Origin of the sequence: Winogradskyella sp. 4-2091 (assembly GCF_045765065.1) — a bacterium.
GTDB lineage: Bacteria > Bacteroidota > Bacteroidia > Flavobacteriales > Flavobacteriaceae > Winogradskyella.
Window position 1 is genome coordinate 291555 of record NZ_JBJKOD010000004.1, and the last position, 14561, is coordinate 306115.

Genomic DNA, 14561 nt, shown 5'->3' on the forward strand with positions numbered 1-14561 from the left:
TAATCGTTATAATTTGACTCTAAATTTACGAGTTGGTTTAATTTGAAATTATAAAACGTGATAACGTTTCAAAAATACTTTAAATCGATACCATAAAAAAGCTTTGTGAATAATAACAAAGCTTTTCCAATCATCAATCAATCAAAATGAAGCTAACCATCACATTAGCTTTCTTCTTTTAGGGCTTTTATATCAATTATTAGCTGTGCAATTGATGCCCTATTTAAACCGTTATATATGCCTCTAATATGTTTATTCTTATCAATAAGTAAAAAGTTTTCTGTATGCAAAAAATCGTCTACACTCTTTACTTCTCCTAGATCACTTTCAACAAAATATTGATCTCTACCAAGGGTATAAATATCACTTCTGTTTCCTGTTACTAAATGCCATTTATCATCTATAACATTATTATTCTCTGCATAAGATTTTAAAATAGACACTGTATCTGTGCTTGGCATTACCGAATGTGATAGCAATAAAATGTCGCTATCGTTTTTAAATTCTTCCTGTATTTTGCCCATATTATTTGTCATTTTAGGACAAATACCAGGACAAGTTGTAAAAAAGAAATCTGTTATGTAAATTTTATCATCAAACGTTTGTTGAGTAACCGTATCTCCTAATTGGTTTATAAATTTAAAATCTGGTATTTTATGAAATAATTGTTCTTCTTCACTACCAGGAATCAACCAATGCGGTGTAAATGATTCGTCCTTATAAAAAGGCAAATAATCTACTCTACTAGTTTCATCAGCTTTAGTGTTTACGTTTTTTACTTGTTGGTTACAACTTAGCGCAAACACAACTAAGAAAAGAAATACAACTTTATATTTTTTTGTTTCTAATAATAACTTCATCTTCTAATCTATAACATGAATTTGCACGTCTCATTCCAAAAATTCGTCCATTTTTAGCTTCGTAATTAACGTATATTTTGCCGTTGGCTAACCAAGCTTTTTGAAAACCATGTTCTTCTCCATCAACAAGATTACGCAATTTAGCTAGTTGACCAGAGGCATACCATTGTTTCTCTTCTCCTTGTATTTTGCCTTCTTTATAATATGCTAAACTAGCGAGCGTATCATTTTCCCACCAGCTTCTATGCATACCAGACAAACGATTATTTTTGTAATTAGATTCTACTTGTAGCTTCCCATTTTTAGTAAAACGTTTGGCAACGCCTTCTCTTTTACCATTTTGAAAACCCCATTTTTCTTCTAAAACACCATTTGGATAGTACTTTAATGAATACCCATTAAAGGGCTTTTCCTTGTAAAACCATTGTCCTTTATTTCCGTTGAGTACTAATTCATCTTTTAACACTTCTAGACTATCAATAACCAGAAATTGCTCCTCTTCGATAACTGTATCAACAGTATTATTAGGTTCTATTTTTTTGCAACCTACTAATGACAACATTATAAGTATTAAAAGAAACAATCTCATATTGTAAAAATTTTAATACCCTTGAAATGGTCCTGCGAATAGTACAATAGCTTCATCATATCCATATAATGGTGCATTGTATTCTTCATTAATGATATGATAATGATACTCTCCATCTGGATTATGTGGTGTTGGACCAAAATGCCCTCCAGATGCATCTAAATCTGTAGGATAATCATTTGATGGATAATCTCTTCTTCCATAAAGAAACACACCATCGAGTAAAATACCTACTAAATTATCGTCATCATTAGAAATGGATCTTGGTTCTAAGTGATAGTGATAAACACCAGGACCTTTATGTGCTCCATTATAATCTAAACTACCTGCTGCCTGATCTAAATCTCCCGCACCTTCTTGATCATTAAAAATAGCCGCTCCACTTACTGCTATACCAATTGTATTTAACTGGGTAGCGACAGTAGAACCGGTTAAATCTGGTGTTGCATCTACTGTAAAACTAGACGCTTCGCCAGTTCCTCCGCCAATATAAGTATCTGGAGTTGTTTTAGTAACTGTTGGCTCTTCTATAAATAACGCATGGTCTGGTTCCCAATAAATTGAAGTGTGATTAGGGAAACCGGTAGTTTCAATATAAATTTCAGTACCATTATCAGATAGCATTACTGTAACTGCATCACTATCAAATTCGTCAAAAGCAGCATGAAGTTCTGTTACAACGTCGTCATCTGAACCATCGACATCATCAGAAGAAGTTGCACTGTCATCTGAAGAGCATGCAATGCTCATTGAAAAGACTGTTATCATTAAACCCAATAATTTAAATAAATTTTTCATATGTTTTTTTTAGTGTTTTATATTTAGATGCTAATTTAAAAAAAAACTTGCGCTTCTATATTAATTATTTTTAAGTGGTCTGTTTCCATGGCCATTTTCACTATTTTCAAATTCTTCTTTCGTTAAAAAACCATCTTTGTTTTTATCAAAGTTTTCATTCAATGGTCCTTTTGCTTCCGATTTAGAAATCTTATTATCATTGTTTCCATCCATCATTTCTATAATTTCGTCAAAACTAGGTCGTCCTCCACCAGGTCTTCCACCTTGTCCTTGACCACCTCTTCCTTGGCCAATTCCTGCTGCTCTGCCTTCTTTTTGGGACACTTCGCCCATTAAGCATCTACCAATATATGGAAACTCATTAGTAACTAAGTACATATATTGACCTTCTATTGTAATACCATTACATTCATCTAAATCTCCTGATCCTTCAACATATTCAAAGTCTGAAGTAAATGTACCATCATGATGACCTCCTACAGAAATATCCATGGATTGGTGTGGATTTTCATAAGAACAATTTTCGCCTTCTCTATCGCCATCTAAAGCTTTGTAACTCGGTTTATATTTTCCACTTTTTAAATAATACATAGGAAAACCATCGTGAGCAAAACCAATATGAATTAAATCCTCTCCGTTATCAAAATCATTAATTACCGACGTTGGTGTACCATGATAATGATAAGCTCCTGCAGGTTGCACGTGTGCATGATTAAAATCTAAACCTAAATCAATTACATCTTGAAGCGCTTCAACTCTAAAACTTTCTCCTGTTTCACATTCTACAACTTCGGCTGTTCCTGGTTCAAATTTAATACCGTTAAGCGCAATACCTGGTTCTCTTGCCCAAGTTGCATTGCCTGTATACTTTGGATTTAAAGGAAAAGTATAAGTGCTATTTTGAGCCGCTATTGCATTTGGATTTCCAGGATTTGGAAATTCTCCAGTTTTATGATTTGGCAACGCATTAGTTACCATAACACGTTCTGTATCTGTAAGCGTTACTTTGGTTTTGGTGCCATAAGATTCATCTTCTAAATCATACGCTCCAAAATAATCATTGACATTTGTTATGGTTTCATTATCGTGTGAATGTGGTTCTGAACCATCGTGTGTGTGATCGCCATTCTTTTTTTGGCTATTACAACTTACTAACAGGCTCATTGCAAACACACCCATTATAAATATATTTTTCATATTTTTTTAATCGAATAGTTTTTAAAACAAGCTTACGAACGCGTCTGTTCTTTAATTTTCTACAGTTAATGAGCCACTTACACCATGTAAGCAACCTAAAATTTTATTGCTTCCTGCTGCACCTGCGTGATAATGATAACCTCTATCTTCATCGTAATGCCCATTACAATCATCTAAATCTGCGTTAGCATTTCCGCTATTATCTTTGTGTGCGTATATACCAAAACCATCTAAAGCATAACCAAGCATTGCTGCATGCTCGTCTTTTTGTTTTACTTCTTTAGTTGCACCTGTTACAGCATGATAATGATAACCAGAATGCGGATTTACGTGTCCACCTGCATCATCTAAAGGTGCTAAAGTATGTGCTGCAAGAATAGCGTGTGTTGGTGCTGCTGCATCAAAATTAACACCATTAAAAGCAATACCTATTCCGTTACCTCCTAGCGAATTAGAATTTTCTAAATACATAGGTTTTACAGGAATAACATACGTAGACACTTTTTCTTTATAATAATCTGGTAAACATTGTACACAATAATTATGGTACTTTTCATCAACATCAGGTCTTGCTGCAGCTTCACATTCCTCTTGAGTTTCTGTTACTTTTATTGAGCCATCTTCTCTAAACAAAGCCCATTCCTCATCGCTGTAAAAATCTTTTAGATTCGCTATAAAATGACCATCTACATCATATACTTTATCATCTTTAAACCATATTCCTCCTTTATCTTTGCCATCATTAATGTGTGTAGGACACCAAGGTCCCATATTATGTTCATTCGGTTGAGATGCTGTTGTAATAATATAACAAAGCGCTACAGTACCATCTGCAAGTGTTCGCTCTTCTTGTTTTATATCCTTTAACATACTTTCTTTAATAAATAAAGATGGATCTACATTTACAGTCACTTCTAAATCTTTTTGCACATTATTAGAATTGTCTACATTGCCAGGTCCTCTTCGTTCTGGTTTTGGTGCATTTTCTAATTCTTCTTTAGAAAGAAAATCATCATTATTAGTATCAATTTTAGAGAAATCATTGGATAAAGGCCCATGAACTTCAGATTTTGAAAGTTTATTATCTGCATTTGTATCCATTTCTTTTATTAATTCAGATACGGATGGTCTTCCATCGTCTGGATGGTCGCCTTGGTTTTCTGTTTCAGATTTACCAGCTTGTTTACAACTCACTAAAAATAAAACCATTAAAAACAAAATAGTGGATTTAAAAAAAATAGAATATTTCATATAAAATTGATTTGTTGTTCTCCTTTAATTTACAAAAAACTAATTAACATGGATTTAGTTCTTTCGTTTTCTTTTTTTCTTATCATCATCCTTTGCATCGTAAAACGTTTCCAACTCTTCCAAATCTAATTGACCATCTTCATTAAGATCAATTTCAGAGAAGTGTTCCATTAAATCTCGTCTATCCTTTGCCGCAATCTCTAATTCATTTAAAAATCCGTCTTCATCTTGATCTACTTCTTTTAAAAGTTTTTTAGCTGATATTTTTCTTGGACCCTTACGTTCAATCTCTGCTGTAAGTTCCTCTAAATCTATAAAACCATCTTCATTAGCATCTATGGCATCGAAATCTTTTGCAATTTTTCCTCTTTCGTCTTTGGATGCTTCCTCTTTATCAATTTTCTCATCATTATTAGTATCTAATAACTTTAATATTTGTGAAGCATCTGGTTTATCACGTCTTTGTTGATCACCTCCTTGATTTCCACCTCTTCCTCCTCTTCCACCTGATCGTCCTTGAGCAAATCCAATGACACTTATCAATACGACTAAAATTGTGAATGCTAGTTTTTTAATTTTCATATTATTATTTTTATAATTAATGACCTCCAGGACCACCTTCACCTGGCTCTCCTGTTGGTCCCATTTCTCCTCCTATTTGAGTAACTGTATTATTTATGGTAAATGAATCATTAGAATCTATTCCTGCTGAATAGGTTCCTGAAGTATATAATCCATTGACTTCTGTTCCATTACTTACAATTCCGCCTGTATAAATTTTATAGGTTTCTCCTGTTTCTAGTTTACCATTAGAATATATAATGGTATTTACACTATATGGCACCTCAAATGTTAAGGCTTCTGTTCCATCTTGAGACTGAATATTTAATAATTGATTGGCATTTACACCATCAAAAATAACAGTGTTTTGTGTGCTTTCACTTTCTGATGGAAATGAGGTGTTTAGTCCTAATCCTAAAATGGTTCCTCCTGTGATTTTAAATATATCGTCATCGCAATCAAAACTACCATCAGGTTCATCGATTCTTATAGCTATTGCAATAGTTGTTCCTCCTGTAACTGTAATATTTGAATTACTATCAATAGCATCATTTAATGTACTATACACATAATTGTTTCCTCCATTAATGTATAAATTTCCACCTGAATTTAAACCATCATCATAAGCACTAATATTTATATTACCATCGTTAATTGTCAACATACCCTTTGCTTCAATTCCCTCTCCTTCAGTTGTATTTATCACAAAATATCCACCATTTATAGTGACGTTAGGTAAAACAGAATCATCTGGTTCTTCTTCATCATCTATATCATATGAAGCTGCGATTCCATCATCAATTGCGTTTATATTCAATGAGCCGTCGTTAATTATTATATAACCCTCTTCGCAATCCAAACCATCACTACCTACAGATAAGTTAAGCGTACCACCATCTACAATAATGTAATCATTGGTATGTATACCATCAGATACAGCTTCTGAAACAGATATAGTACCGCTAATGACTCTAACATAATCATCACTAACAATTCCATGTTTGTAAAGTCCTGTAATATTGAGATCTCCTGCTCCACTAAACACCAATTGTCCTTCGCTAAAAAAGGTGGCTTTTGCATCTTCATCATCAGGAATATTGCTGTAAGTTGATGCGTCAGTTAAGTTATTAGTGCCTTCTAAAATTACAAAAACAGTTTTTGAAGATTGAATATTAATCGCAGGACCATCACTATTAGTAATGCTTAAATCACTTAGAGAAAGTTTGAATTTTTTATCGCTGTAAATTTTCAGCATACCATCTGTAGTAGATCCTGAAACGTCGTATGCCACTCCTGAAATTGTAGAGTTAATAGTAACATCTGCTCCATCTAGAGTGACAACAACATCATATGGAACAGGATTGGTAATTGTAACATCTGTATCTGAATATACAATTTGAACGGTGTTTTCAAACGTGGCATTTTCTACTAAATCATCTTCATCGTAACCTGTGTTATATGTATCTCCTTCGGCAGTACTTGTTATGTTACCATCCGTAATAGTAACATCGTCTGAATATGTTACGATAGTTTCGCTATCATCATCACTACATGCATTAAAAGTAAATAAGGACACACTTATTAATAGCGCTGTAAAAACCGGTTTTCTAATCTTTTTTAGTCTCATCATCTCTTTAAGTTTTAAGGTTTGTTTTACCTGATAATTAATCTCAGTTTTTTTATGCCTTTACAATGTTAGGTCATGTAAATTTAGATGTGTTTGTCTTTTTAAACTTGTGTGAAGCCTTGTTAAAAAAAACATAAATAAAACTAGAGATAATCAAGTCCTATGTTTCAGAATTCATTTAGGTTACTCTAAATACATATTCAGGACTGATACTAAATGTTTTATAATCATCATTGACTAATGATAATTTTGAAGAATTAGTGTTATAGATAAAAAGCCCAAGAATGATTTTATTCTTGGGCTTTACCATCTAATCTTAAATTAAAATGCTCATTTTTAATTTTTAGCAATTTTTAATATGGCAATTTCGTTTATAATAATCATATATAAACCTTTTGCAAAAGATGAAAAATCAAGGGTTATAGAATTTTCGTTAGTATATACATTATGAAATAACTGCTGTCCTTGCAAATTGAATACAGAAACTTTTTCTATTTCAAAATTTGAATTTTGAATTTCCAGGTAATTCGAAGTTGGATTTGGATAATAGCTTAAACCGTTATTAAAAAGCACTTCTTCAACTGATAATGATTCATTATTAGCATTGAAAGTTGGCGCTTGTAACACAAAATCTCCTGTTCCATTAGGGCTACGTGCATATGCTACATCTGCAGTTTGTACTCCAAAATCAATATTTTCTAATATTGTACCATCTGCATAAGATAGAATTGCCATTTCTCCATCTGCTGAAAATTTAAAATCCGCATGAAAATCCCCTTGATCTGTATCTTTATCACACCAAATAATTAGATAACTATCTGGATCTAAGGTTGTGCCTGTTGGGAATTGATATATTAAAGGATCATCTGCATCATCTGATAAATATAAATTATCCAAGCTAATTGTAGCGTCAGTGGTGTTGTATAACTCTATCCAATCTTCATACTCACCTGCTTCATCTACTTCTCCAGTATCATTTGAGGCCAAAATTTCATTAACCACCAAATCTCCAACATTTAACATTGGTACATCATCATCCACTGCGTTATCATTATTAGAATTGAAAGTTGGTGCTTGTATCACAAAATCTCCTGTTCCATTTGGATTTCTGGCATATGCCATATCTGTTGCTTGTGCTCCAAATTCAATATTTTGTAAAATAGTACCATCTGCATAAGATAAAATGGCTGTTTCACCACCAGAAGAAAATTTAAAGTCTGCATGAAAATCGCCTTGATCTGTATCTTTATCACACCAAACAATTAGATAACTGTCTGGCTCTAATGTTGTACCTGTTGGAAATTGATAAATTAACGGATCGTCCGCGTCATCTGATAAATATAAATTATCTAAACTAACTGTTGCGTCTGAAGTATTGTATAATTCTATCCAGTCTTCATACTCACCAGCCTCATCTACTTCACCTGTATCATTAGACGCTAAAATTTCATTGATCACCAAATCACCAACATTTAAAGTAACATAAGTGGCATCAACCGAATAAAATTCGTATTCAGCTCGAGCAGGAGAAAATGCGCCAATATTAGAATTTTCAGCATAAATATAATATTGCATATAAGCATTGTCAATAGTCACATTCACACCATATATGTTATCACCAGCTGCGCCATCATTATGTGCGCCGTCATCAAACATTTCAACTTTAGTAAAAGGCATGGTTTCATCAGTTCTATAACCCAAATAAACATCATTAGTATCTGTTACATCTGCAGTAATTGCAATTTCATCACCAATAGTAGGTACAGCAATTGATGAACCTAAATTGGTTATAGAAGGTTGTGTATTTGTAAAATCTGACTGTGATAATAAATAAGAACTTCTAGCAGACATTATATTGGTTAAACCTGAAGCTGTATTCATTCCTAAACTATAATCAGTATTAATATTTCCTGAGAATTGAGCATTTGAATAAAACTTATTTGTATCCGCAGTTACTGCAGCTGAAATAATTGCTTGGTAATCGTTAGCCAATGTTAAGTAATTAGAATTACTTATGTTTTCAGTAAGAATAGTTTTAAAATGTGCTAAATACATTCTTTTATATTTTGGCACTGCTAATAATTTAGAAACCAAAGGAAAATCCGTACTCGTATCATGCAATAAATGATCTAATTGTGCTTTTTGGGTGGTTGTATTTAAGGTTCCTCCACCTCCTGGACCAGGACCTCCACCAGATTCTCCCGTCATTGCAAAAGTTCCGAAAGACATATTTAAATCCCATACGACCGATTTGAACTGACCATTATTATCTTTATATAAATAATAATTTTGTTTAAATTGACCAATATAACTATCCAAATTGACCATTACATTATCAAAGGCTAGCATCCATATTGCCATATCAACATCTAGAACTGTTTCTATATTAGAAATATCGTTATTTAGTGTATTAGTTAGTTCTATTAAATCTGCCCAATGCGCTAAAGCTATGGATGGATCGTCGTCGTCATCAGATTTAATTTCATAGGCGTCATCATAATTTGTATAACTTGTTCCTAAATATTGTAAATTAGGTAAGGATGTAGATTGTGGACCCGCTCCAGCTGGAGGACTACAACTAAAAAAAGCATTATCGTTAGAATTGAAATGCTTATTCACAAACTTCTTAGATATCGATTCTGTATTGGTATATAGACCTATCAAAGTACCATTTACATAAACATTAGCATAATTGGCTTGAGGTGCATCCATGTATTGGTTAGCTATATTATAAGCAACTGTTTCTCTTACAAAAGAGGGATCAAAAATTACATTAGCTAATTTTATATCTGTATAACCTTGATGATCTTGATCTACATAAGTATCTAATTCTATATGAAAGGGATTCTTTGCTTGATTGGAACTATAGGAACTATTTCCTTTATACTTAACGCCAACCTGATTGTAAACTGTACCATTTATAGTAACCGATAACGCTTCTGTATAATTATTATCACCTGCCTTCTCAGCATCTAAAAGTGCATCCCAATTGCTTTGAGCAAATTGAATTTCTATAGTTTGAATAGTATTAATATCATACAACTCTTGGGAGAATCCTTGTATAGAGAGCAACAATATTAATAATTGAGTAATGTTCTTTTTCATTTTATTTAATTGAAGATTTATTAGTCATATAGCTTTAGATGTTATTTTTAAATAAAACTTGCGCTTGATTTTATAAAAAAAGCCTCGTAATTTCTTACGAAGCTCTTAACAACCAAACCATCAATCAATCAAAAAAAATTTGGTCTCACTATAATCTTAAAAGCTTTCTATTTATTTCGCTTCTTACGTTCTGGTTTTGGGGCATTTTTAAATTCTTCCTCAGAAATAAAACCATCCTCATCTGTATCAATCTTAGCAAAATCATCTTTTAAAGGCCCCTTTAATTCATCTTTTGCCAATTTACCATCTTCATTGGTGTCCATCTCTTTTAATAGTTGAGCATAAGTTGGTGGTTCTTTTCTTTCTTGTCTATCTTGAGATTGACCAAAAGAATAATTTGACATAAACAATGCCATACCGAATACTAATAATACCGTCTTCAATTTGCTATTTTTCATCTTTTAAGTTTTAATGTTATATAACTTTAGATGACTTATAATTAAATTACTTGCGGCTGTATTTGTTAAATAAAACACAAAAAAAACCTTCAATAGTATTGAAAGTCTTTTCTAATTCTTAGTTAGGTCTTGGAGGAGGCGGTCTATGCTCTTCTATACCATCTCTAGGAGGTGGTCTATTCCCTCTATCGCCTTTACGTAAGGCATCTAGAAGTAGATTATTAAATTTCTCTCTTTGTTCTTCATTAGCGATATCTCTTATCATTTTAAAATGATAAAATATTTCCTTTTCCTTCTCTTTTTCTTTTTCACAAATTAAATTAGAAATGGAATCAATCTTGGCTTCGCTGACAATATCGTTAGACAGCGTACCAAACAATTGATCCTTTAACTTTCTGACATCATCAGACATTTGCATCATAGTTTTATGATGTCCTTTACTTTTCTCTCTAAATTGTTTTATTTGTGAGGCATCAAACCCAAGTTCTTCAATAATAAACTCCTTATTCTGTTGAGATTCTCTTGGTCCTTCATCGTGCCCTTTCCCTATATAATTAAATAAGAAAAAGCCATTAACTACAATGAGAAAAATGAGTAATACGTATAAGATTGTATTCTTTTTCATAACTAATTTAATATAATAGATTCAGAACTAGTTGTTAAGCCATAAGACTCTGCAAAACTATTTACATTTTCGTTATAGTCACTTTTCTTCAAACTGTTAAAAGCCATCACATTTAAAACGACAACACAAACTAATGTAGTTAATTGTAATTTTGGAGTAAACCAAGACCACGTAGCATCTTGAATATCTTCAGGTACATGACGAATTTTATGCATCACATTCTCCTTAAAGAAAGGAGATACCTTAACCTCTTGTATGGATTCTATTGAATCTAATGTCTCTTTAACTTTTATATTCATGTCAACATTATGTTTCATTATTATATCTTTAGATGCAATGTTTTTCTAAAACTTGCGCTAAAGTTCGTTTTTATAATATTTTTCTAAAACCTTTTGTAGATTCTTTTTTGCTCTAAACATTAATGATTCTACAGAAGACAAACTTCGTTCAGTTATATCTGCTATTTCTTGATAACTTTTACCATCAATTTTATGCAATGTAAATACTACAGATTGCTTTTCTGGCAGGCTATGTATTGCTTTAAACAAAGTTGCATTTAATTCTTTATTTTCTAATAAAATCCCAGGATGATTCATCTCCGTAAAATAATCAGTCTTATCCATTGGGATGGCATTACCAGTAATAGATTGTAAAAAGGCAAACCTCTTTTTGGTATTCTTTTTTCTAATAAATTCTAAACATTTATTGGTTGTAATTCTATAAATCCAAGTTGATAATTTAGACTCGCCTTTAAACTTATTTATAGAATTAAAAACTTCTACAAAAACCTCTTGTGCAACATCTTCTGCATCTTCCTTATTAGGCACAAATGAAATACATGTACTAAACACCTTTTGCTGATAATCGTCCAAAAGCTTACTATAAGCTTTAGTACTCTGCATTCTTAATTCTTGTATAAAATCGGATTCGATCAAAAAACTTATATGGTGGTTAATATTTTATTAGCAGTAGTATTATAAAAACGTACACTAGTTTCAAAAGTAACACTTTTGAATAAAGTCTCACAATTTTAATCTTTTAGCGTACCTTTGCACGTTATTTTTGTATAGTGCATTTTGATGCATTAAAAACTAAAGATTAGTTATGAGATTACATAGAAATTTATGCTTTGCGGTAATTGACGGATTACACCTTATATTTAATGAAGGTGAATATGCTGATAAAGTTATTCAAAAATTACTAAAACGTGATAAACGATGGGGAAGCAGAGATCGTGGTTTTGTTGCAGAAACTGTATATACAATTGTACGCTACCAAAGACTCTATGCTGAAATTGCTAATGTAAAAGCACCTTACCACAGAGATGACTTATGGAGATTGTTCGCTGTTTGGGCAACATTAAAAGGTATCAAATTACCTGACTGGAAATATTTTACAGACACACCTACAAGAAAGATAAAAGGGCGTTTTGATGAATTATCTAAAATTAGAAAATTCAGAGATTCTATACCAGATTGGATTGATGAATTAGGTGTTAAGGAACTTGGCGAAAAGGTTTGGACTAAAGAAATCGCTATGCAAAACGAGCAAGCCGATGTAATCCTAAGAGTTAATGCGTTAAAAACAACTAAAAAGGATCTACAATTAAAACTTCAATCTGAAGAAATTGAAACAGAAACCTTACCTAAACACCCTTCAGCTCTAAAATTAGTTGAACGGGCTAATGTATTTAAAACAGAAGCTTTTAAAAATGGTTGGTTTGAGGTACAAGATGCTTCTTCTCAGCTTGTGGCAGCTTATTTAGATGTAGCACCTGGTATGAAAGTGGTTGATGTATGCGCTGGCGCAGGTGGAAAAACATTGCATTTAGCTTCCTTAATGGAAAACAAAGGACAGCTAATAGCCATGGATATTTATGAAAGTAAATTAAAGAAATTAAAAATTAGAGCCCGACGAAATGGCGTCCATAATATTGAAATGAAAGTCATTGACTCTACTAAGCCTATTAAAAAATTACATGGCAAAGCTGATCGTTTATTAATTGACGCACCTTGTTCTGGACTAGGAGTTTTACGTAGAAATCCCGATGCTAAATGGAAGCTTCAACCTGAGTTTATTGAAAACATTAAGAAAATTCAACTTGATGTATTACAACAATATTCTAAGATGGTAAAACCAGGAGGCAAAATGGTTTATGCAACATGCTCTGTACTACCCTCAGAAAACGAAAAGCAGGTTGAAAAATTCTTAACATTAGAGGCCGGAAAAGATTTCACTTTGATTAAAGACAGAAAAATACTATCTTGTGAATCTGGTTTTGACGGTTTTTACATGGCATTACTAGAAAAAAAATAAAATAATATTTCCCCTAATACTATTAACTTACTGGTTATGAAGCAAATCTACTTAGCATTCCTATGTCTTAGCGGCATTGGATATTCTCAAATCCCTTCAAATTATTACGATACTGCAGATGGTCTTAGTGACTTTGCATTAAAAACTGAGTTACAATCCATTATTTCTACTGGTCACGTAGATCAAGGCTACAATACGCTCTTTACGGGTTACATTGCAACCCATTCAGATAATATTGAAAAAAATGGATATGAAAATGACGGCACAATTTTACTTTATTATGGTGAAAATCCTAATGGTTCAGATGCGTACACATTTTCACATAATGTAGACCAATGTGATAACCCATCAATGGAAGGTGATTGTTACAATAGAGAATCTATAGTTCCACAAGGAACTTTTGGTGCAGCTTTACCAATGAAAAACGATATACATCATGTTGTACCATCGGACGCTTTTGTAAATAATCAAAGAGGTAGTTTACCTTTTGGTACAGTTGGCTCTGCGACTTGGACATCGTTAAATGGTTCCAAAAAAGGAAATAGCTCATTAACTAATTACTCTGGTGTGGTATTTGAACCTATCGATGAATTTAAAGGCGATATTGCTAGAGCTGTTTTTTATTTTGCCACTCGATATGAAGATACTGTTGACAATTACACAGGTTTTGCAATGTTTAATGGTACAGAGAATCAAGCACTTTACCCTTGGGCAATAGAAGTATTATTAGATTGGCACAATAACGTGGATCCTGTAGATCAAAGAGAGATTGACAGAAATATTGCGGCTTACAATTATCAAGGTAATGCAAACCCATTTGTAGATCATCCTGAGTATGCAGATGCTATTTGGGCCAACGTTTTATACGTAGAAGTTTTTAATTCTTCTAAAATTAGTTTACATCCAAATCCTGTAACAGATAATTTAACTATAGACTTACAATCTCCTGTAGACACCGAAATAGAAATTTTTGATATTCTTGGGAAGCGTGTTTTCAACAATATTATTAATGAATCGAGTTCTTTAAATCTTGAGGGATTAAATACAGGTATCTACGTTATAAAGCTTACTCAGAACAATGAAACCATAACTAAGAAATTAGTAAAAAAGTAATAATAACTTCTTTAAAAAAAAAGACAGCTTTAATAGCTGTCTTTTTTTTGTTATAAACTTT

At 32.4% G+C, this 14561-nt stretch carries 15 protein-coding genes; 2 read left to right on the top strand and 13 right to left on the bottom strand.

Annotated features, from left to right (window positions below; all coding sequences use genetic code 11):
- Window positions 1-164: 164 nt before the first annotated feature.
- From ACJBCC_RS07515 to ACJBCC_RS07575, 13 genes are all read right to left on the bottom strand, one after another.
- Window positions 165-860 carry an SCO family protein gene (locus ACJBCC_RS07515; protein WP_299100715.1) on the bottom strand — a complete coding sequence of 232 codons (696 nt, stop codon included), beginning with the start codon at window positions 858-860 and terminating at the stop codon, window positions 165-167.
- Window positions 829-1449, bottom strand: coding sequence for a toxin-antitoxin system YwqK family antitoxin (locus ACJBCC_RS07520; protein WP_299100714.1), 621 nt, complete (start codon window positions 1447-1449; stop codon window positions 829-831). Before ACJBCC_RS07520 ends, ACJBCC_RS07515 begins: the two co-directional genes overlap by 32 nt.
- A gap of 12 nt (window positions 1450-1461) precedes the next feature.
- A complete protein-coding gene (locus ACJBCC_RS07525) occupies window positions 1462-2247 on the bottom strand; it encodes a YHYH protein (protein ID WP_299100712.1) in 786 nt (261 codons plus the stop codon).
- 60 nt (window positions 2248-2307) lie between these two features.
- Window positions 2308-3444 (bottom strand): YHYH protein, encoded by a 1137-nt coding sequence (locus ACJBCC_RS07530; protein WP_407556822.1) that lies wholly within the window; start codon window positions 3442-3444, stop codon window positions 2308-2310.
- A gap of 51 nt (window positions 3445-3495) precedes the next feature.
- The gene (locus tag ACJBCC_RS07535) at window positions 3496-4695 is read right to left on the bottom strand and encodes a YHYH protein (protein ID WP_407556823.1); all 1200 of its coding nucleotides are present in this window, start codon (window positions 4693-4695) and stop codon (window positions 3496-3498) included.
- A gap of 54 nt (window positions 4696-4749) precedes the next feature.
- On the bottom strand, window positions 4750-5277 hold the full coding sequence (locus ACJBCC_RS07540) for a hypothetical protein (protein WP_407556824.1): 528 nt from the start codon (window positions 5275-5277) through the stop codon (window positions 4750-4752).
- A 16-nt stretch (window positions 5278-5293) separates the two neighbouring features.
- The gene (locus tag ACJBCC_RS07545; RefSeq protein ID WP_407556825.1) at window positions 5294-6886 is read right to left on the bottom strand and encodes a carbohydrate-binding domain-containing protein; all 1593 of its coding nucleotides are present in this window, start codon (window positions 6884-6886) and stop codon (window positions 5294-5296) included.
- Window positions 6887-7061: 175 nt separating this feature from the next.
- Complete coding sequence (locus ACJBCC_RS07550; protein ID WP_407556826.1) at window positions 7062-7193, bottom strand: hypothetical protein; 132 nt, start codon at window positions 7191-7193, stop codon at window positions 7062-7064.
- A 26-nt stretch (window positions 7194-7219) separates the two neighbouring features.
- Window positions 7220-9988, bottom strand: a complete 2769-nt coding sequence (locus tag ACJBCC_RS07555; RefSeq protein ID WP_407556827.1) for a CotH kinase family protein — start codon at window positions 9986-9988, stop codon at window positions 7220-7222.
- A 167-nt stretch (window positions 9989-10155) separates the two neighbouring features.
- Window positions 10156-10446, bottom strand: coding sequence for an EF-hand domain-containing protein (locus ACJBCC_RS07560; protein WP_407556828.1), 291 nt, complete (start codon window positions 10444-10446; stop codon window positions 10156-10158).
- A gap of 118 nt (window positions 10447-10564) precedes the next feature.
- Window positions 10565-11071 carry a hypothetical protein gene (locus ACJBCC_RS07565; RefSeq protein WP_407556829.1) on the bottom strand — a complete coding sequence of 169 codons (507 nt, stop codon included), beginning with the start codon at window positions 11069-11071 and terminating at the stop codon, window positions 10565-10567.
- Window positions 11072-11073: 2 nt separating this feature from the next.
- A complete protein-coding gene (locus tag ACJBCC_RS07570) occupies window positions 11074-11388 on the bottom strand; it encodes a hypothetical protein (protein WP_407556830.1) in 315 nt (104 codons plus the stop codon).
- Window positions 11389-11427: 39 nt separating this feature from the next.
- Window positions 11428-11973, bottom strand: a complete 546-nt coding sequence (locus ACJBCC_RS07575; RefSeq protein WP_299100693.1) for an RNA polymerase sigma factor — start codon at window positions 11971-11973, stop codon at window positions 11428-11430.
- Window positions 11974-12175: 202 nt separating this feature from the next.
- Here ACJBCC_RS07575 and ACJBCC_RS07580 point away from each other — a divergent pair, with 202 nt between their 5' ends.
- Both ACJBCC_RS07580 and ACJBCC_RS07585 read left to right on the top strand, forming a co-directional pair.
- The gene (locus ACJBCC_RS07580) at window positions 12176-13387 is read left to right on the top strand and encodes an RsmB/NOP family class I SAM-dependent RNA methyltransferase (RefSeq protein WP_299100691.1); all 1212 of its coding nucleotides are present in this window, start codon (window positions 12176-12178) and stop codon (window positions 13385-13387) included.
- Between the two features lie 36 nt (window positions 13388-13423).
- Window positions 13424-14500: an endonuclease gene (locus ACJBCC_RS07585; RefSeq protein WP_407556831.1), complete on the top strand. Its 1077-nt coding sequence runs from the start codon at window positions 13424-13426 to the stop codon at window positions 14498-14500.
- Window positions 14501-14561: the final 61 nt, after the last annotated feature.